Genomic DNA, 18,176 nt, shown 5'->3' on the forward strand with positions numbered 1-18,176 from the left:
CGGGAGAGGTGGGGCGCCCCGGCCCGACTCTTGCTGAACCCCAGCGCTTCGAGACACCCGCCCCAGGATCGCGCCATGACCGCCCCCCAGCCGGAGACGTCGTCCGCCGTGCGGACCACCTGCCCGTATTGCGGGGTCGGCTGCGGCGTGCTCGCCACCCCGGACGGGCAGGGCGGCGCCGCGATCGCGGGCGATCCCGTCCACCCGGCGAATTTCGGCCGGCTCTGCTCGAAAGGGTCGGCGCTCGGCGAGACCCTCTCGCTCGAGAACCGCCTGCTCCACCCGTCGCTTGACGGCGCCCGCGTCTCCTGGGAGGCGGCGCTCGGCGCGGTGGCCGGGGGCCTGCGCCGGGCCGCCGAGACGCACGGGCCGGACGCGATCGCCTTCTATCTCTCGGGCCAGCTGCTGACCGAGGATTACTACGTCGCCAACAAGCTCGCGAAGGGCTTCATCGGCACGCCCCACGTCGACACCAACTCGCGCCTGTGCATGTCGAGCGCCGTCGCGGCCCACCGCCGCGCCTTCGGCTCGGACACCGTGCCGGGCTGCTACGAGGATCTCGACGAGGCCGACCTCGTCGTGCTCGTCGGCTCGAACGCGGCCTGGTGCCACCCGATCCTGTTCCGCCGGATGGTCGACGCGCGGACGAGGCGCGGCACCAAGCTCGTGGTGATCGACCCGCGCCGCACCCAGACCGCCGAGGAGGCCGACCTCTTCCTCGGGCTCAAGGCCGGCAGCGACACCGCCCTGTTCTCGGGCCTCCTCGTCCACCTCGCCGAGGCGGGTGCCCTCGACGACCTCTTCATCGCCGAGCACACGGCGGGCTTCGAGGCGGCCCTCGACCGCGCCCGCGCCATCGCGCCGACGCCGGCCGCCGCCGCCGCGGCGACCGGCCTGCCGGAGGCCGAGATCGGCCGCTTCTACGACCTCTTCACGCGCACCCGCCGGGTCGTCACCGCCTTCTCGCAGGGCGCCAACCAGTCGGCCCAGGGGACCGACAAGGGCAACGCCATCATCAACTGCCACCTCGCCACGGGGCGGATCGGCGAGCCGGGCCTGGGCCCGTTCTCGCTCACCGGGCAGCCCAACGCCATGGGCGGGCGCGAGGTCGGGGGCCTGGCCAACATGCTGGCCGCCCACATGCACTTCGCGCCCGAGGAGGTCGATCGGGTGCGCCGCTTCTGGGGCGCGCCCCGGATCATCACGGGCGAGGGCATGAAGGCGGTGGCGCTGTTCGAGGCGATCGAGCGGGGCAGGATCCGGGCGCTCTGGGTAATGGGCACGAACCCCCTCGTCTCGATGCCCCGCGCCGACGCGATCAGGGCCTCGCTGGCCAAGCTCGACCTCTACGTGGTCTCGGAGGCCGTCTCCGACAGCGACACGGCGCGGGCCCGGGGCAGGCGCACGGTGCTGCTGCCCGCGCTCGCCTGGGGCGAGAAGGACGGCACCGTCACGAACTCGGAGCGGCGGATCTCGCGCCAGAAGAGCTTCCTGAAGGCCCCCGGCGAGGCGCGGCCGGACTGGGCGGTCCTCAGCGACGTCGCCCGCCGGCTCGGCCACGCCGAGAGCTTCGCCTACCGCTCGGCGGCGGCGGTGTTCCGCGAGCACGCGGCGCTCTCGGGCTTCGAGAACAACGGCACACGCGACTTCGACATCGGAGCCTTGAGCGACATCGGCGACGCGGCCTACGCCGACAACCCGCCGGTGCAGTGGCCCCTGCCGAGGCGCGGCCCCTCGGCGGCGAAGGGCCGCCAGCGCCTGTTCGCGGACGGGCGCTTCTACACCTTCGACCAGCGCGCCCGCTTCGTCGCCGTGCAGCCGCCCGCGCTCGCCCAAGGCACGAGCGCGGAGTACCCGCTCATCCTCAACACCGGCCGCGTGCGCGACCACTGGCACACGATGACGCGCACGGGGAAGAGCCCGCGCCTCTCGGCCCACCGCGCGGTACCCTTCGTGGAGATCCACCCGGACGATGCCGGCCCGCTCGGCATCGCCGACGGCGCCGTCGCCGCGGTCGAGACCGCGCAGGGCAGCGTTGAGCTCGAGGCGATCGTCACCGACGGCGTCCGGCCCGGCACCCTGTTCATGCCGATGCACTGGAGCGACATGAACGCCTCGAAGGCCCGCGTCGGCGCCGTGGTGCGCGGCGTGCCCGACCCCGTCTCCGGCCAGCCCGAGCTGAAGGCGACGCCCGCCCGCGCCCGCGCGCTCGCCCACCGCTCCCGCGGATTCCTGCTGACCCGCGGGCCGGCCGCCGCGCCCGCCGGCTGGTGGTGGGCGCGCGCCACGATCCAGGGCGGCTCGGCCCTGCAATTCGCCACGCAGGACGGCTCCCGCGAGGTCGCGCTGACGATGCGCGGCCTGTTCCAGGGCCTGGAGCTCGCCGAGTACGCCGACCACGCCCGCGGCCGCTACCGCTGCGCCGTCTACGAGGCCGGCCGCCTCGTCGCCTGCCTGTCGCTCGCGCCCGCCGAGGCGAAGCCCGACTGGGAGGCGGCCAAGGCCCTGTTCGCGCAGGACCAGCCCGAGGGTCCGGCCCGGCTGGCGCTGCTCTCGGGCCGCGTCGCGGCGGAGGCCGCCGGCCCCACGGTCTGCGCCTGCCACGGCGTCGGCCTCGACGTGATCGCGGGCGTGATCGCGGCGGGCGCGGGCAGCGTCGAGGCGGTCGGCGCGGCCTGCCGGGCGGGCACGAACTGCGGCTCCTGCATACCCGAGATCCGCAAGCTCCTGCCCGGAACGCTTGCGAAGAGCGCGGCCTGATGGCCATGTTGCGCGCCATCGCCACAGTCCCGAGTCCAACCGGCGTCCACACCATGAGCACTCCCCGCCAGCCCCGCGAGACGCGCGGCCCCGGCCTCGAACCCCTGGCGGTCCTGCCCGTCTTCGTGCCCCTGCAGGGCAAGCGCGCCGTGCTGGCCGGCTCCGGCGGCGGCGCGCCCTGGAAGGTGAAGCTCCTGGCCGCGGCCGGCGCCGAGGTCGACGTCTACGCGCAGGACCCGAGCGAGGAGCTCGCCGCCGTGCCCGCCGAGACCGCTTCGGGCCGCGTGACCCTCCACGCCCGCGGCTGGACGCCGGCGGACCTCGCGGGCGCCGCCTTCGCCATCGGCGCCATGGAGGACGAGGACGAGTGCGTCGCCTTCGTCGCGGCCGCGCGGAGCGCCGGCGCCATCGTCAACGCCGTCGACCGGCCGCATCTCTGCGACGTGAAGTTCGGCGCCATCGTCAACCGCTCCCCCCTCGTCGTCGGCATCTCGACGGAGGGGGCGGCGCCGGTCTTCGGGCAGACCGTGCGGGCCCGCATCGAGGCGATGCTGCCGCGCGGCTTCGCGGCCTGGGTGGGCGCCGCCCGCGACTGGCGGGAGGGCATCACCGCCCGCTTCCACGCCTTCGCCGAGCGCCGCGCCTTCTGGGAGCGCTTCACCGACCGCGCCTTCGCCGAGCCCGACCGGGCGCCGACCCAGGCCGACCTCGCCGATCTCCTCGGCCAGATGGAATCCGCTCCCCGCGGCGGCGCCGTGACCCTCGTGGGCGCCGGCCCCGGCGACGCCGAGCTCCTGACGCTGAAGGCGCTCCGGGCCCTGCGCAACGCCGACGTCATCCTCTACGACGACCTCGTCGCCCCCGAGATCCTCGATTACGCCCGGCGCGAGGCCCGCACCATGCTCGTCGGCAAGACGGGGCACGGGCCCTCCTGCCGGCAGGACGACATCAACGCCCTGATGGTCCAGCTCGCCAGGTCGGGCAAGCAGGTGGTGCGCCTGAAATCCGGCGACCCGCTCGTCTTCGGCCGGGCCGGCGAGGAGATCGACGCCTGCCGCCTCGCCGGCATCCCCGTCACGGTGGTGCCGGGAGTGAGCGCGGCGCAGGGGGCGGCGGCCTCTCTCGGCGTCTCGCTGACCCACCGCGACGCGGCGCGCCGCCTCCAGTTCGTCACCGGCCACGACCGCCGCGGGGCGCTGCCCGAGGACCTGAACTGGGGCGCGCTCGCCGACCCGAGCGTGACCACGATCGTCTACATGCCCAAGCGCACCCTCGCGGCGCTGCTGGCCCGCGCCGTCGCGGAGGGGCTCGCGCCCGCCACCCCGGCCCTCGTCGTGTTCAACGCGACGCGGCCGACCCAGGCCGTGGTGCGGGGCACCGCCGCCGACCTCGCCGCCCGCGTCGAGGCGGCCGGCCTCGAGGGCCCGGCGATCCTGATGGTGGGCGAGGCGCTGGCCCGCGGCGCCGCGTCGCTGCCCGCGCAGCAGCCGGAGGCGGCCGCCGCCGCCTCGTGACGGCGACCGCACGCCCCAGGCCGTCCCCCTTGCCAGGGGCGCCCACCCGTGGTTTCGGCACGCGCGGCCCGCGCCACCCCGGGCGGGGCCCCGCGTAGAGGTATCCATGTCCGACCGGACGCGCCGCCTGCTCCTGCCGCTCGGGGCCTTCGTCCTCGGCCTGATCGGCCTCTCGGTCCTCGCAGTGGTGACCCTGGTGCCCGAGCGGGCGCCGGTGGCGACGTCGAGCGTCGGCGGCCCGTTCACGCTGGTGGACCAGAACGGCCGCACGGTCACCGAGACGGACTTTTCCGGCGCGACGCACCTCGTCTTCTTCGGCTTCACCCACTGCCCCGACATCTGCCCGACGACGCTCCAGCAGATCTCGGACGTGCTGGCGGCGCTGGGCGACCGGGCCCGGACCATGAAGGTCGCCTTCATCACGGTCGATCCGCAGCGCGACACGCCCGCGAGCCTCAAGACCTACCTGGAGAGCTTCGACCCTCGCATCACCGGCCTCACCGGCAGCCCCGAGCAGGTCGCCGCCGCCGTGAAGGCCTACCGCGCCTACGCGCGGCGGGTGCCGACGCAGGGGGACGACTACACGATGGAGCACACCGCCCTCGTCTACGTGATGGACGCGCGCAACCGCTTCCTCGGCGCCCTCAACCTGCAGCGGCCCGCCGACGAGACCGCCCGGGAACTCGCCAAGCGGATCTGACCCGGGGCGGTCCGGGCCCGCCTCAGGGACGGGCGCGCCTGCGCAGCAGGCCCGTGCGGGACGTGCGGAAGACGCCGTGCTCCGTCTTGTTCCACCGGCTCGGCGCCCGCGCGAACTCGACGAGGCAGAGCCACGCCGCCAGGCTCAGGAGCAGGTAGTAGACAGGCAGGAGCAGCACGAAGGGCAGGAGGTCGTGCCAGCCGCGTCGGATCGCGCCGAGGCCGGCGGGCAGCATCATCGCGGCGAGCCCCGTGCCGAAGACCGTCAGCGCCAGCCCGTGCGGCAGGTTCGGCCAGAAGGCCGGCCCCGCCTCCAGCCCGCGCCAGAAGGCGTGGGCGGCCGTGCCCATCAGGACCGGATAGACCAGGGCCGAGACCACGGTGCCGGGCACCAGGGTCAGGGCGCAGAGCGCGTCGAGGGGCCCGAGGCGGCGCAGGCTGCGCAGCGGGCGGCGCCCGTGGGTGACGGTGGTCTGCACGAAGCCCTTCATCCAGCGCACGCGCTGGCGCAGCCAGGGCCCGAGGCGCGCGGGCGCCTCCTCGATCGTGGCGCTCGGCAGGTCGCCGACCGCGTAGCCGGCGAGCGCGAGGCGCAGCCCGAGATCGGCGTCCTCGGTGACGTTCCAGGCGTCCCAGCCGTGCAGCGCGCGCAGCACCGGCGTACGGAAATGCGTCGAGGTGCCCCCCAGCGGCGTCGGCAGCCGCCAGGTGGCCAGCGCCGGCCCGAGCACGTCGAACAGCCCGGCATATTCGAGGGCGAAGCAGCGGGTGAGCCAGGAATCCCCGGCATTGTCGATGACGAGCCGCCCCTGGAGGCAGGCCGTCTCCGGCGGCTCGCGCGCGAACCGGGCTGCGGCGAGGCGGAGCTGGCCGGGATCCGGCACGTCCTCCGCGTCGTACACGACGAGGCACGCGCCGCGGGCGAGCGGCAGGGCGACGTTCAGCGCCCGCGGCTTGGTGCGCGGCGCGCCGGGCGGCGCCACGACCACCTCGAACCGCGCCGGCAGCGGGATCCCCGCGAGCGCCGCCGCGGTCCCCACATCGTCGGCCTCCACGACGAACTTGATGTCGAGCTTCGCGGCCGGATAGTCGAGGCGGGCGAGCGCCGCGACGATGCGGGGCACGCTGCCCGCCTCCCGGTAGAGGGGCACGAGCACGGTGTAGACCGGAAGGTCCCGGTCGCTCAGGGCGGTCTCGGAGTCCGGCGGCTCCACCGGGCAGGCGAGGAAGAGGGCGCCGAGCCGGAAGCTCGCGGTGGCCAGGATCCCGCCCTGGACGGCGGTGACCGCGCCGAGCGCCAGCCCCTCCGGCAGGCCGGACAGGATCAGGAGGGCCGCGCAGGCGGCGAGGCCGAGCCCGGCCGCCTGGCGCGCGCCGAGGCCGGGGCGGTAGGCCCATTCGGGCCGGTGCGATTCCAGCGCCTCCGCCGCGTGGCTCGCGACCGCGTGCGGCAGGGCCGCGAACACCGCCTCGCGCAGGCGGGTCGGCGCGGTCAGCGCCGCGGTGCGGCCGAGGGGGATGCGCCCGGTGAGGAGCCCCTCGATCTCGTAGCCCTCGGGCGCGCACGTAGTGCCCCGGGATGCCGGCGAGGGGCGCCGTGCGCGCCCAGAGGCTCTGGGGGAAGCGGGTGGCCGGGCCGAGGGCGATCGGCCCGTCGAGGTAGGGCAGGCCGAGAGCCCCGGCGAGCGCCCGGTAATAGGCCTCCTCCGCCATCAGGCCGCCGCGCAGGAGCGCGCCCGCGCCGTCGCCGCCGCAGCGGCGGGCCTCGGCGGCGGCGGCGAGGAGGCGGCCCGGCTCGGCGCCCGCGGCGAGCAGGAAGGCGAGGTCGGGCGGCAGCGCATCCGCGCCGGTTCCGGGCCCGCGGCCCGCACCGAGGAAGGACGCCGAAGACCCGCTCCCGCCGGCCCCGGAACGTGCTAGGGGAGGCGCGTGAGCCGAACCGTCGCCGCCAGTCCCGAGCGCACCACGCGCGCGAATCCAGCGTCAAGGCGATGCCGCCCCACCAGGGCCGCGGTCGCGCTCCTGGCCCTGCTTTTCGTTGTGGACGCAACATTTCTGCCACAGGCGCGGGCCGAGCCGGCGGCGGAAACGAAGGTCGCCATCCCGAACTTCTGGAACCCGCGCAGCCGTGGCGAGCGGGTGGAGGCCCCCCAGACGGGCCGGGCCGTCCGCTTCCTCACCGACGACGAGTTCCCCCCGCTGCACTTCGCGGGACCGGACGGCAACCCGACCGGCTTCGTGGTGGAGCTCGCCCGCGCCGTGTGCGAGCGCCTCGCGATCACCTGCACGGTGCAGGCCCGCCGCTTCGACACCCTGCTCGACGCGCTGAACGAGCGCCAGGGCGACGTCGTCGCCGCGGCCATCCCGCTGACGCCGACCCTGCGCGGGAAGTTCTCGGCGACGCGGCCCTATTTTCGCTGGCCCGCCCGCTTCATCGCCCGGACCGGCGCCGTGCCCGAGCCCTCGCCCGAGGCGCTCGCCGGCCGCAGCGTCGGCGTGATCGCGGGCAGCGCGCACGCGGCCTACCTCAAGGCTTTCTTCCCGAAGGCGGTGCAGCGGGAGTTCACCGACCTCTCGGCGGCCGAGAGCGCACTCCGGCGCGGCGAGACGGACTACCTCTTCGCGGACGGGCTCAACCTCGCGCTCTGGCTCGGCGGCTTCGAGGCCGGCGGCTGCTGCGCCTTCACGGGCGGCCCCTACCTGGAGAACCGCTACTTCGGGGAGGGCATCGGCCTCGTCACCCGGCAGGAGGACGCCGCCCTCTCCCGCGCCCTCGACGACGCGCTCCAGCGCCTGTGGGACGACGGCAAGTACGCGGAGATCTACCTCCGGTTCTTCCCCGTGAGCCCGTTCTAGGCCGCACCGGTCGCCGGACGGTGCCGGCGCCTGCGACCGACAGGGGGCACAAAAATGCCCCCGGGGAATTTCGCGGCGCGGCAAAGCGCACTAGGGTGCCGCGCTCCGCGACATCCCTGATCCAGACCGACGTTCTCCCGCCATGCCGTCCCCCCTCTCCCTCGACCCCGCCCTGATCGAGGCCGCCGCCACCGCTGCGGCCTGGCCGTTCGAGGAGGCGCGCAAGCTCGTCGCCCGGCTGGAGCACAAGCCGAAGGCCGAGGTGCTGTTCGAGACCGGGTACGGGCCCTCGGGCCTGCCGCATATCGGCACCTTCGGCGAGGTCGCCCGCACCTCGATGGTGCGCCACGCCTTCCGGGTGCTGACGCGGGACAGCGTGCCGACCCGGCTCGTCGCCTTCTCGGACGACATGGACGGCCTGCGCAAGGTGCCCGACAACGTGCCTAACCGCGAGATGCTGCGGGCGGCCCTCAACCTGCCGCTGACCCGCGTGCCCGACCCCTTCGGCACGCACGACAGCTTCGGGGCGCACAACAACGCGGAGCTCCGCCGCTTCCTCGACGCCTTCGGCTTCGACTACGAGTTCCGCTCGGCGACCGAGTGCTACCGCTCGGGCCAGTTCGACGCCACGCTGATGCGGGTGGCCGAGCGCTACGACGCGGTGATGGAGATCATGCTGCCCTCGCTGCGCGCCGAGCGCTCGGCGAGCTACTCGCCCTTCCTGCCGCTCCATCCCGTGACGGGTGAGGTGATGCAGGTGCCGATCGAGGCGGTGCGGGCGGACAGGGGCACCCTGGTCTGGCGCGACCCGAAGACGGGCGAGGGCTACGAGACCCCGATCACCGGCGGCCACGCCAAGCTGCAGTGGAAGCCCGACTGGGCGATGCGCTGGGTGGCGCTCGGCGTCGACTACGAGATGGCCGGCAAGGACCTGATCGACTCGGTCAAGCTCTCGGGCCAGATCGCCCGCGCGCTCGGGGCGGAGCCGCCGGAAGGATTCAACTACGAGTTGTTCCTCGACGAGAAGGGCCAGAAGATCTCGAAGTCGAAGGGCAACGGGCTCACCATCGACGAGTGGCTCGCCTACGGCACGCCGGAATCGCTCGCCCTGTTCATGTACAACAAGCCGCGGGAGGCCAAGCGGCTGTTCTTCGACGTGATCCCGCGCCACGTCGACGAGTACCTGAACTTCCTCGACCGCTATCCGAGCCAGGACGCGAAGCTGCGCCTCGGCAACCCGGTCTGGCACCTGCACGCGGGCGCTCCGCCCGCGCCGGAGACCGTGGGGGAGGCGGGCGCCAAGGGCACGACGCTGACCTTCGGCATGCTCCTGAACCTCGTGGCGGTGGCCAATGCCGAGGAGGCGGGCGTGCTCTGGGGCTTCATCCGCCGCTACGCGGACGGGATCGGCCCCGACACGCATCCCGGCCTCGACCGGCTCGTGCACCACGCGCTCGCCTACTACCGGGACTTCGTGCGCCCGGCGAAGACCTACCGGGCCCCGACGGAGGCCGAGCGGGCTGCGCTGGAGGATCTCTCGGCCGCGCTGGCCGAGCACGCGGGCTCGAGCGACCCGGAGGCGCTGCAGGCGGTGGTCTACGAGGTCGGACGGCGCCACTTCCCCGACCTGTCCGGCAAGGCCAAGAGCCCGGACGGGCGGCCCGGCGTGTCGCAGGCGTGGTTCACCACGATCTACAACATCCTGTTCGGCGAGGCCCGCGGCCCCCGCTTCGGCTCCTTCGTCGCCCTCTACGGGGTGGAGGAGACCCGCGCCCTGATCGCGAAGGCGCTCTCGGGCGCGCTGGGTGCCGAGCACGAGGCGTTCCGGGCCGGGCTCGCGAAGGCGAGCTGAGCCGCGCGCAGGATCGGACGACTTTGCGCGGATACAGCAAAAATGCTATGATCGCGGCTCGTGGCGCGGGCGCCTGATGGCATGGACCGTTGAATTTCTCGCCGATGACGTCGCGGCGGCATTGACGGATCTGCCCGTCGATATCCGCGCCAAGTTCGAACGGATCGTGCGTCTGATCCAGATGCACGGCCTGGAGCGCGTGCGCGAGCCTTACGTGAAGCACCTCGAAGGCCCTGTCTGGGAGATGCGCATGATCGGGCGGGACGGCATCGCCCGCGCGGCCTACGTCACGGCCTCGGGCCAACGTGTCGTCGTCGTTCACGTCTTCCAGAAGAAGACGCAGAAGACGCCCCGCCGGGAGATCGAAGTGGCCCTCAGACGGGCGAAGGAGGTCACATGACGGCCGACACCGTGCCCGCAGAGACGGTCTTCGCGGAGTGGCGCAAGGATCCGGATTACGTCGCGGCGTACGATGCGCTCGACGACGAGTTCAGCCTGGCCAACGCCCTGATCGAGGCGCGCCGCCGGGCAAACATGACCCAGGAGCAGGTGGCCGCGCGGATGAAGACCACGCAGACGGTCGTCGCGCGCCTCGAAGGCGGCCGCACGATGCCCTCGACGCGTACCCTGCAGCGCTACGCCGCCGCCACCGGCACGAAGCTGCGCATCCGCTTCGAGCCGGCGGACCCGAACGATGGTGAGACGAAGGACCGATAGGGCCCCGATCCTTCCTCTCCTCTGCCGGCGCATCAGGGAGAGGCAGGGCCCTCCTCACCCCGCCCGTCCCACCTGGCGCAGGCTCAGCGCCCAGACCCGCTCCTGCACCGCCCGGTCGCGGCTGTAGGCCGACGATTCGGCGAGCCGCGCCCGGGCGAGGTAGCGCCCGCCGACGCCCCTCAGCTCCGGTGCCGTCGCGGCGTGGAGCGAGGTCTCCGCCCCGCTCCGGGGCGAGATCAGGAAGGGGCGGATCAGGCTCCAGGCGAAGCCCAGCACGCCGCCGGTGTTGCGCGCGAAGCCCGTGTTGACGACGCCGGGATGCAGGGCGTTCGCGGTGACGCCCGTGCCGTCGAGCCGCCGCGCCAGGGCGTAGGTGAAGAGCACGTTGCCGAGCTTGGCCTGCGAATAGGCCTTGATGGCGCTGTAGCCGCGCCGGCCCTCGAGGTCGTCGAAGTCGATCCGGCCGCGGGCGTGCGCGGCGGAGGCGACGTTGACGATCCGCGCCTCGCCCGCCTCGCGGGCCGTCCCCTTCAGGAGGTCGAGGAGTTCGAGGGTCAGGAGCACGTAGCCGAGATGGTCGAGGGCCCAGGTCCGCTCGATCCCGTCCGCCGTGGTCTCGCGCCGGTCGAAGATGGCGCCGGCGTTGTTCACCAGAACGTCGAGGCGGGGATAGGCCTCCCGCACGGCAGCAGCGAGGCGGCGGATCTCGGCCTGTGCCGAGAGGTCGGCCACGAACACGTCGACGTCGGCCCCCGGCACGGCCTGCCGGATCGCCTCGGCGGAGGCGCGGGCGCGCCCCTTCGCCCGGCCGACGAGGCCGACCCGCGCGCCGGAGCGCGCGAGGCCGAGCGCCGTCTCGTAGCCGATCCCCGAGGTCGCGCCCGTGACGAGGGCGATCCGCCCCGCGAGAGCGGCCACGGCCCTAGAACACCGCCTGGCCGATCGCGAAGGCGATCACCACGATGAGGATCGCGAGCACGAGGAACAGCCCGAACAGGATGCGGGCGAGGGAGGCGGCGCCCGAGGCGATGCCGGTGAAACCGAGGGCGCCGGCGATCAGCGAGATCACGAAGGCGATGAGGGCCCATTTCAGGAGGGTCATGGCGTCAGCTCCGGCCGGCGAAGGGCGTGCGAATCGAGCGACAACTCCGGCCAAGCTCAACCGTTCCGCGGGCGTCACGCCGTGCGGCGCACCGGCTCGGCGGCGGGGTCGGCGGCAGGGTGAGCCCGGGCCAGGATCTGCTCGGCCAGCACGTGGTAGAGGCCGCCCCGGCAGACGAGCTTCGAGGCGGCGTCGGCGACGAGGGCGGCGATCATCAGCGGGATCACCATGTCGTGATTCTGGGTCATCTCGGTGACGATGACGAAGGAGGTGATGGGCGCCTGCAGCACGCCGGTGAGGTAGGAGACCATGCCGATCAGCACGAGCGCGCCGATCGGCACCTCGGCGAAGACGTCGCGCAGGGCCGCGCCGAGGCCCGCCCCCACCGCCAGCGAGGGCGCGAACAGGCCGCCCGGGATGCCGCTGATCGAGGAGAGCACGGTGGCGGCGAACTTCAGGGGCGCGAAGTCGAGGCGGGCCTGCGCGTCGCCGTGCAGGATGGCCCGCGCCTCCTCGTAGCCGGTGCCGTAGGCGGCGCCATCCGAGGCGAGGCCGCAGAGGGCGACGCCGAGGCCGCAGAGCATGGCGAAGGCGATGGGACGCCGCCCGATCCAGAGCCCGGGCCGTCCCGGCAGCCCTCGGCCGAACAGGATCACGATGCGGCTGAACAGGCCGCCCCCGAGCCCGCCGACGACGCCGAGGACGATGACGAGGAGCCAGCTGCCGCCGAGCGCGAGGCTGGCATCGGTGGTGCCGAAATAGGTGTAGTTGCCCACGAGCCAGAGGGAGGTGAGGCCCGCCGCCACGATCGCCGCCACGATCAGCCCGGTGGCGCGCGCCTCGTAGGTCCGGCCGAGTTCCTCGATGCCGAAGACGATGCCGGCGAGCGGCGTGTTGAAGGCTGCCGCCACGCCCGCCGCGCCGCCGGCCAGGATCAGCCCCGGCAGGCGCTCCGGCGTGAGCCGGCCGACCGCCGCCATGATGGCGGCGCCGACCTGCACGGTCGGTCCCTCGCGGCCGGCCGCCGCCCCGCAGAGGAGGCCGAGGCCCATCACCACGATCTTGCCGAAGGCGACGCGCAGGGAGATCAGGGCGTGGCGCAGCGCCGGGTCGCGGGTGTGGCGGGCCGCGATCACCTGCGGGATGCCGGACCCCTGCGAGTTCGGGAAGACGGTGCGGGCGAGGAGCGCCGCCAGCCCGAAGCCCAGCGGCGTCAGGACGAGGGCGATCAGCGGCGAGACCGCGATGATCCGGCGGAAGACGTCCTGGGCGCCGTCGGCGAGCTTGGCCATGACCACCGCGGCGAGGCCGACGCAGATGCCCCCCAGGAGGAAGAGCAGGCGCCGCCGCCAGATCGCGAAGGCGTCGATCGAGGCGCTGCGCAGGCGCGCCATCGAGCGGCGGTAGCGGGGGCGTCCACTGGTCCAGTTCGGCGGCATGGTCCGGTCCGGCGGGCGGCGGGAGGGTGCGACCATGCCACGGGCCGGCCGGAAAGGCGCGGCCCCGGGCAGGAGAGGGCAGTGGACGGCGCCCTCCCGTCGCGCCCCGGGGTCGTCCGCCGCGGCGCTCAGCCGGGGCGATCCTCCTCCGCCGCACAGAGCGCCTCGACCGCGCGCAGATACGCCTTCGCGTCGATTTTCCTCAGGGAGTTCTCGCTCTGATAGCGCACCGTCCCGAAGATCGGGCGCCGCGCCCAGGGACGGTCGTGCAGGCCGTAGACCCAGGCGACGTTGGTGAAGGAGTTCGCGTCGCGCCCGTCGAGGAAGTAGCGGTTGTTGAGGCGCAGGGTCCGCGCGAAGCCCTCCTCGGGGGAGGGGGACCATTCGAGGATCTTCTTGCCCCAGTACATGCGCAGGTGGTTGTGCATGTAGCCCGTCACCCGCATCTCGGCCTGCGCGGCGTTCCAGTAGGGGTCGTGCGTGCGCCCCTCCGCCAGCTCGGCCTCGGTGTAGGTCCGCGGGCGCGGGTCGCCGGCATGCTCGGCGAGCGCCCGGCGGGCCCATTCGGGCACCGCGTGCGCGTAGGCGTCGTAGCCCCGCGTGTAGAAGACGTGGTTCATGGCGAGCTCGCGGCGGACGATCAGCTCCTCGAGGTACGCGCGCTTGTCCTCGGCCGTGCCCGCCTTCGCGGCGCGAACCGCGAGCGCGATCTCGACGGGCGAGATCTGCCCGAAATGCAGGTAGGGGCTCATGTGGGAGGCAGCCCCCGCCTCGGGCCGGTTCCGGTCCGTGCCGTAATCGGCGAAGGGCCCGGCGAGGTAGTCCGCGAGCCGGGCGCGCGCCTCGGTCTCGCCGCCCCGGAACCGGCGCACCGGCCGGACCGATCGGTCGAGGCTCATCCCGGCGAGCACCGCCTCGGGGTCGGAGACGTCGATCGAGCGCCCGAGCGCCAGCCCGTCCGCGCGCACGGCGACCCGGCGCGCCCGGAGCGGCTCGATATACGCGTCCCAGACCTTGTGCAGCTTCGGGCGCAGGGTGCGGGCGCCGTACTCGTGCTTGCCCGAGGCCGTCTCGACGGGCACCACCACGTCGCCCTCCACCTGCACGACCCGGGTGTCGACGCCCTCCGCGATCTCCGCGTACCAGCGCTTCTGGATGGCGAGGTAGCCGCGGTCGAGCACCACGAGGGCGGCCTTGCGGCCGAGGTCGATCGCGATCTCGGCGGGCGAGGCCCTGCGCATCACGAAGGCGATGCCCCGCGCCTCCAGGCCGGCCTTCACGTCGGCGAGCCCCTGGAGCAGGAAGGCGTAGTGGCGCGCGTTGGCCTCCGGGAAGCCGTTCGCGCCGTCGAGGAGGCCGAAACAGGCCACGACCGGCAATCTCAGGTGATTCGCCTCCTCGACGGCGAATTCCAGCGCCGGGTTGAAGCGGGCGCGGTTCGCCTGCTGCACGAGGTAGAGCACGTAGGCCCCGCCCGCCCGCGGCTCCGCCTCCCTGAGCACGCGGACCCGCCCTCCCTGAATCGCCATCGCCTCGCCCCTCGCGGCCACGGGAACAAGCTAGGGCGTGTTCGCCGCCCGGCCGCTGCCGGGCCCGCATGATGTCGCGGGAAGGCCCGAAAATTCCCGCGAGCAGTCGGGCGCGCCGGAATCTGTGCGTCTTCAAGGCGTTGGGGGCCGGAAACTTCGCCAGGGGAGCGCCAGACGGCGCGAAACCCTGCCACGTCTCGGATGCGTCATTTTGAACACAGAGCGGGGGCAATGTGCGCAGGCGCACGGGAAATGGCAGTCCTGCTGCCCCAACGCTCTTGCAATCCGCGCCGGGAGGATCAGATTGTGCATTGCGGGATCGCGATGGCGTCGCGGCCCCGCTGCCCTCCTTGGGCGTTTCCTCCCTAGACTTCGGGCCGCTCCTTCGGGAGTGGCCTTTTTTCTTTTCAACCTGCGGTTCACCTGTGACCCGGCGGGGCGGCGCGTCTCAGCCCCGCGCCCGCGCCCGGATCATGAAGTTGTCGTAGGTGTACTCGGCCACCTGGAACCAGAGGTACTCCTCGTTCCGGAAGGTCCGCATCGCCTCGTAGATGCGCTTGAAGTCCGGGTTCCTGCCCGCGATCTCGCCGTAGACGTCGTTGGCGTGCTTGAGGGCCGCCTCCATCACGTCCTGCGGGAAGGGGCGGAGCTGCGCGCCTCCCGCCACCAGGCGGCGCAGGGCGCCCGGATTGCGGGCATCGTAGCGGGCCTGCACCTCGGCGCTGACCTGGGCGGCGGCCGCCTGCAGCAGCGTCCGGTAGGTCTTGGGCAGGGCCTTCCACTTCTCGGCGTTGATCCAGAAATGCAGCATCGCGCCGCCCTCCCAGAAGCCGGGGTAGTGGTAGATCGGCGCGACCTTCTGCAGGCCGAGCTTCTCGTCGTCGTAGGGGCCGATCCACTCCGCCGCGTCAATCGCCTTCGATTCGAGGGCCGCGTAGATGTCGGGCCCGGGCGTCGGCTGGGGCTGCGCGCCGAACTTGGCGAGCACCTGCGCGCCGAGCCCGGCGATGCGGATCTTCAGCCCCTGCAGGTCGGCGGCGCTCTTCACCTCCTTGCGGAACCAGCCGCCCATCTGCGCGCCGGTGTTGCCGCCCGGCAGGCTCGCGAGGCCCTGCTTGGCGAAGACCTCGGAGAACAGGTCGGCGGCGCCGCCCGCGTGCCACCACGCGTTCTGGCCGCGGGCGTTGAGGCCGAAGGGCAGGGCGGTGGCCAGCGCGAAGGTCGGGTCCTTGGCGGTGGCGAGGGTCGCGGGCGCGTGCCCCATCTCCACGTTGCCGGCCGCCACGGCATCGATCAGCCCGTCGGCGGCCACCGCCTCGCCGACCGGCAGCGGCTTGATCTGGAAGCGCCCGTCGGTCGCCTCGCCGACGAGGCGGGCGAGGGTCTCGGAGGCGCCGAACAGGATGTCGAGGTTCCTCGGGTAGGCGGAGGAGAGCCGCCAGCGCAGCTCCGGCGCGGCCTGCGCCAGGGCGGGGGCGGCGAGCGGCGCCGCCGCCGCGGCTCCGCCGAGGCCCGCGGCGAGCAGGGCGCGGCGCGGCAGGGTGCGGTCGGGCAGGTCTGAGGCCATGTCGTCTCGCTCGGTGGTCTCGCTCGGTGGTCGCGTTCGAAACGGTCGCGCAGGGGCGGGCGGCCGGTCGGCCCGCTCGCCGTGCACGAACGGTGACGGCGCCGAAACGATCCCGATTCCGCCCGGCCGCCCCTAACATGCCGGGGGCCGGCTCGAAACCGGGGCCGCGCCGTGCTAGGGCCGGGGCGTGAGACCCGACGCCATCACCCTCCACACCGTCTGCGGCCTCGAGGAGCTCGCCGGCCACGCCGAGCGCGGGGTCAGCCACGTCCTGTCGCTGCTCGATCCCGGCACGGCCGAACCCGAGGTGTTCGGCCGCTTCCCCGCCCACCTGCGCACCACCCTGCGCTTCCACGACTGCCTCGGGCCGGGGGAGGGCCTCGTCCCGCCGGAGCGCGCGGACGTGGCGGCGATCCTCGCCTTCGGGGCCGGGACGGGCGGGGCGGCCCATCTCCTCGTCCACTGCCATTACGGCCTGTCGCGCTCCACCGCGGCGCTCCTGACGCTGTTCGCCCAGGCCGAGCCGGGAGCCGATTCCGAGGCCCTGGTGGAGCGGCTCCACGCCCTGCGCGAACCCGCCTGGCCGAACGCCCGCATGATCGCCTTCGCGGACGAGCTGCTCGGCCGCGAGGGCTCCCTGAGCGCTGCGGTGCGGCGCCTGCACGCCCGCCAGCTCGGCGTGCGCCCGCACCTCGCCGACCTCCTGCGCGAGCTCGGCCGGGGCGCCGAGGTCGACGCGGCGCGGGCGGGCTGAGGCCGCCGTCCGGGCAGCGGACCGGCGGCTCCTGCTCGGCGGCTCCTGCTCGGCGGCTACTTGCCGGCCGGCGTGAAGGCGCCGTCCTTCCAGACGTAGATCACGTAGCCCTGGGCCGTGACGTCGCCCTTGGCATCGAAGCCGACCGGGCCGAGCACGAGGTCGAAGCGCTCCCGGTGCAGCGTCGCCGCGATCGTGCGCGGGTCGGAGGCGCGGGCGAAGTTGCCCGCCGCCACCAGCGCCTGGAGGGCGGCGTAGCCGTAGATCGTGGAGCCGGTCGGGTCGACGCCGTCGGCCTTGAAGGCCTGGACCACGGCCGCCGCGGCGGGCTGGCGGCTCGGGTCGAGGTAGAAGGTCATCAGGACGCCGTTGCTCGCCGGCCCGGCGATCCGGGCGAATTCCTGCGTGGCGATGGCCGAAGTCCCGAACCATTGCGGGCGGAAGCCCCGCTCGGCCGAGATCCGCACGAGGCGGCCCATCTCGGCGGCATCGCCCCCGTAGTAGACGACGTCGATGCCGGCGCCCTTGAGCCGGTCGGCCAGGGCCGCGTCGTCGGCGTCGCTCGGCGAGAAGGCCACCGACATCGCCTCGTTGATGCCGATGCGGTTGAGGTTGTCCTTGGTGGCGGCGGCGAGCGCCCGCGAGGCGGGGGTGAGGTCCTGGATCAGGGCGATCTTGCGGTCGCGGAAGCGCTCGGCCAGCACCGTGGCCGAGAGCCGGGCCTGGTCGTCGTCGCGCCCGCAGACCCGGAAGATCGTGGGCAGGCCGCGGTCGGTCAGCCGGGCGGCGACCGAGGCCGCCGTGATCATGACGACGCCGCTCGCCGCATAGACCTCGGAGGCCGCGATCGAGGCGTTCGAGCAGACGTGGCCGACGACGAGGCCGACCTTCGACTGCACGAAGTGGTTGGCCACCGCGGTCGCCTTGTTGGAGTCGCAGGCGTCGTCCTGCACGTCGAGGACGATGGTCTCGCCGTTCAGGCCGCCGGCGTTGTTGGCGTCCCGGGCCGCGGCCTCGATGCCGCGCAGCACCTGCTCGCCGATCGCCACGTAGGCGCCCGAGCGCGGCACCGCGACGCCGACGACGACCTCGGCCAGGGCCGTGCACGCCCCGGGCGCCGAGAAGCCGGCCGCCACGGCGAGCGAGAGGACAAGGCGTCTGATGCTCATCGGGCCCCTTCTAGACGCTCCGCCCCTGCCGATACAAAGCCCGCGAGCCCGTGCGTTTCCCGCGGCGCCGAGCGCTCCGCGTCGCCCGAGGCGCCGGACGGCGCCGACGGCAGCGCGAGGTCTCCGCGGGAGGCCCCGAGGAAAGGGCAAGGCCGCCCAGCTTGGCAAGGGGGAAATCGGTACGAGCCGCAGGCTGTCCCGGCCCGCCTTCCGGCGAG

At 73.8% G+C, this 18,176-nt stretch carries 16 protein-coding genes; 9 read left to right on the forward strand and 7 right to left on the reverse strand.

Features of this window, described 5'->3' with window-relative positions:
• Positions 1-75 precede the first annotated feature (75 nt).
• The 3 genes from MOX02_RS17285 to MOX02_RS17295 all read left to right on the forward strand — a co-directional run bounded on the left by MOX02_RS17285 (position 76) and on the right by MOX02_RS17295 (position 4,974).
• Positions 76-2,760 carry a nitrate reductase gene (locus MOX02_RS17285; protein ID WP_147027040.1) on the forward strand — a complete coding sequence of 895 codons (2,685 nt, stop codon included), beginning with the start codon at positions 76-78 and terminating at the stop codon, positions 2,758-2,760.
• 53 nt (positions 2,761-2,813) lie between these two features.
• The gene (gene cysG / locus MOX02_RS17290; protein WP_147027041.1) at positions 2,814-4,274 is read left to right on the forward strand and encodes a siroheme synthase CysG; all 1,461 of its coding nucleotides are present in this window, start codon (positions 2,814-2,816) and stop codon (positions 4,272-4,274) included.
• A gap of 106 nt (positions 4,275-4,380) precedes the next feature.
• Positions 4,381-4,974, forward strand: a complete 594-nt coding sequence (locus tag MOX02_RS17295; RefSeq protein ID WP_147027042.1) for an SCO family protein — start codon at positions 4,381-4,383, stop codon at positions 4,972-4,974.
• A gap of 22 nt (positions 4,975-4,996) precedes the next feature.
• Here MOX02_RS17295 and MOX02_RS17300 read toward each other — a convergent pair whose 3' ends face one another.
• Positions 4,997-6,439, reverse strand: a complete 1,443-nt coding sequence (locus MOX02_RS17300) for a glycosyltransferase family 2 protein (RefSeq protein ID WP_238179887.1) — start codon at positions 6,437-6,439, stop codon at positions 4,997-4,999.
• Positions 6,440-6,542: 103 nt separating this feature from the next.
• Here MOX02_RS17300 and MOX02_RS32215 point away from each other — a divergent pair, with 103 nt between their 5' ends.
• From MOX02_RS32215 to MOX02_RS17320, 5 genes are all read left to right on the forward strand, one after another.
• A complete protein-coding gene (locus tag MOX02_RS32215) occupies positions 6,543-6,893 on the forward strand; it encodes a hypothetical protein (RefSeq protein ID WP_244948443.1) in 351 nt (116 codons plus the stop codon).
• A gap of 108 nt (positions 6,894-7,001) precedes the next feature.
• Positions 7,002-7,829 (forward strand): transporter substrate-binding domain-containing protein, encoded by an 828-nt coding sequence (locus MOX02_RS17305; RefSeq protein ID WP_373866762.1) that lies wholly within the window; start codon positions 7,002-7,004, stop codon positions 7,827-7,829.
• Positions 7,830-7,971: 142 nt separating this feature from the next.
• On the forward strand, positions 7,972-9,681 hold the full coding sequence (locus tag MOX02_RS17310) for a lysine--tRNA ligase (protein WP_147027043.1): 1,710 nt from the start codon (positions 7,972-7,974) through the stop codon (positions 9,679-9,681).
• A 76-nt stretch (positions 9,682-9,757) separates the two neighbouring features.
• Complete coding sequence (locus MOX02_RS17315) at positions 9,758-10,081, forward strand: type II toxin-antitoxin system RelE/ParE family toxin (RefSeq protein ID WP_147027044.1); 324 nt, start codon at positions 9,758-9,760, stop codon at positions 10,079-10,081.
• On the forward strand, positions 10,078-10,398 hold the full coding sequence (locus MOX02_RS17320) for a helix-turn-helix domain-containing protein (protein ID WP_147027045.1): 321 nt from the start codon (positions 10,078-10,080) through the stop codon (positions 10,396-10,398). The genes MOX02_RS17315 and MOX02_RS17320 overlap by 4 nt, the downstream gene beginning before the upstream one ends.
• A gap of 54 nt (positions 10,399-10,452) precedes the next feature.
• Here MOX02_RS17320 and MOX02_RS17325 read toward each other — a convergent pair whose 3' ends face one another.
• The 5 genes from MOX02_RS17325 to MOX02_RS17345 form a co-directional block, all read right to left on the reverse strand.
• Positions 10,453-11,316, reverse strand: a complete 864-nt coding sequence (locus MOX02_RS17325) for an SDR family oxidoreductase (protein WP_147027046.1) — start codon at positions 11,314-11,316, stop codon at positions 10,453-10,455.
• 4 nt (positions 11,317-11,320) lie between these two features.
• A complete protein-coding gene (locus MOX02_RS17330) occupies positions 11,321-11,500 on the reverse strand; it encodes a DUF1328 domain-containing protein (protein WP_147027047.1) in 180 nt (59 codons plus the stop codon).
• Between the two features lie 74 nt (positions 11,501-11,574).
• A complete protein-coding gene (locus tag MOX02_RS17335; protein WP_174804942.1) occupies positions 11,575-12,894 on the reverse strand; it encodes a chloride channel protein in 1,320 nt (439 codons plus the stop codon).
• 173 nt (positions 12,895-13,067) lie between these two features.
• Positions 13,068-14,468: a deoxyribodipyrimidine photo-lyase gene (locus tag MOX02_RS17340; RefSeq protein ID WP_147027048.1), complete on the reverse strand. Its 1,401-nt coding sequence runs from the start codon at positions 14,466-14,468 to the stop codon at positions 13,068-13,070.
• A 448-nt stretch (positions 14,469-14,916) separates the two neighbouring features.
• Complete coding sequence (locus MOX02_RS17345; protein ID WP_147027049.1) at positions 14,917-16,035, reverse strand: TRAP transporter substrate-binding protein; 1,119 nt, start codon at positions 16,033-16,035, stop codon at positions 14,917-14,919.
• 187 nt (positions 16,036-16,222) lie between these two features.
• Here MOX02_RS17345 and MOX02_RS17350 point away from each other — a divergent pair, with 187 nt between their 5' ends.
• The gene (locus tag MOX02_RS17350) at positions 16,223-16,789 is read left to right on the forward strand and encodes a tyrosine phosphatase family protein (RefSeq protein WP_147027050.1); all 567 of its coding nucleotides are present in this window, start codon (positions 16,223-16,225) and stop codon (positions 16,787-16,789) included.
• 56 nt (positions 16,790-16,845) lie between these two features.
• Here MOX02_RS17350 and MOX02_RS17355 read toward each other — a convergent pair whose 3' ends face one another.
• Positions 16,846-17,958 (reverse strand): branched-chain amino acid ABC transporter substrate-binding protein, encoded by a 1,113-nt coding sequence (locus MOX02_RS17355; RefSeq protein ID WP_147027051.1) that lies wholly within the window; start codon positions 17,956-17,958, stop codon positions 16,846-16,848.
• Between the last annotated feature and the right edge of the window lie 218 nt (positions 17,959-18,176).

Source organism: Methylobacterium oxalidis (assembly GCF_007992195.1).
Taxonomy (GTDB): Bacteria; Pseudomonadota; Alphaproteobacteria; order Rhizobiales; family Beijerinckiaceae; genus Methylobacterium; species Methylobacterium oxalidis.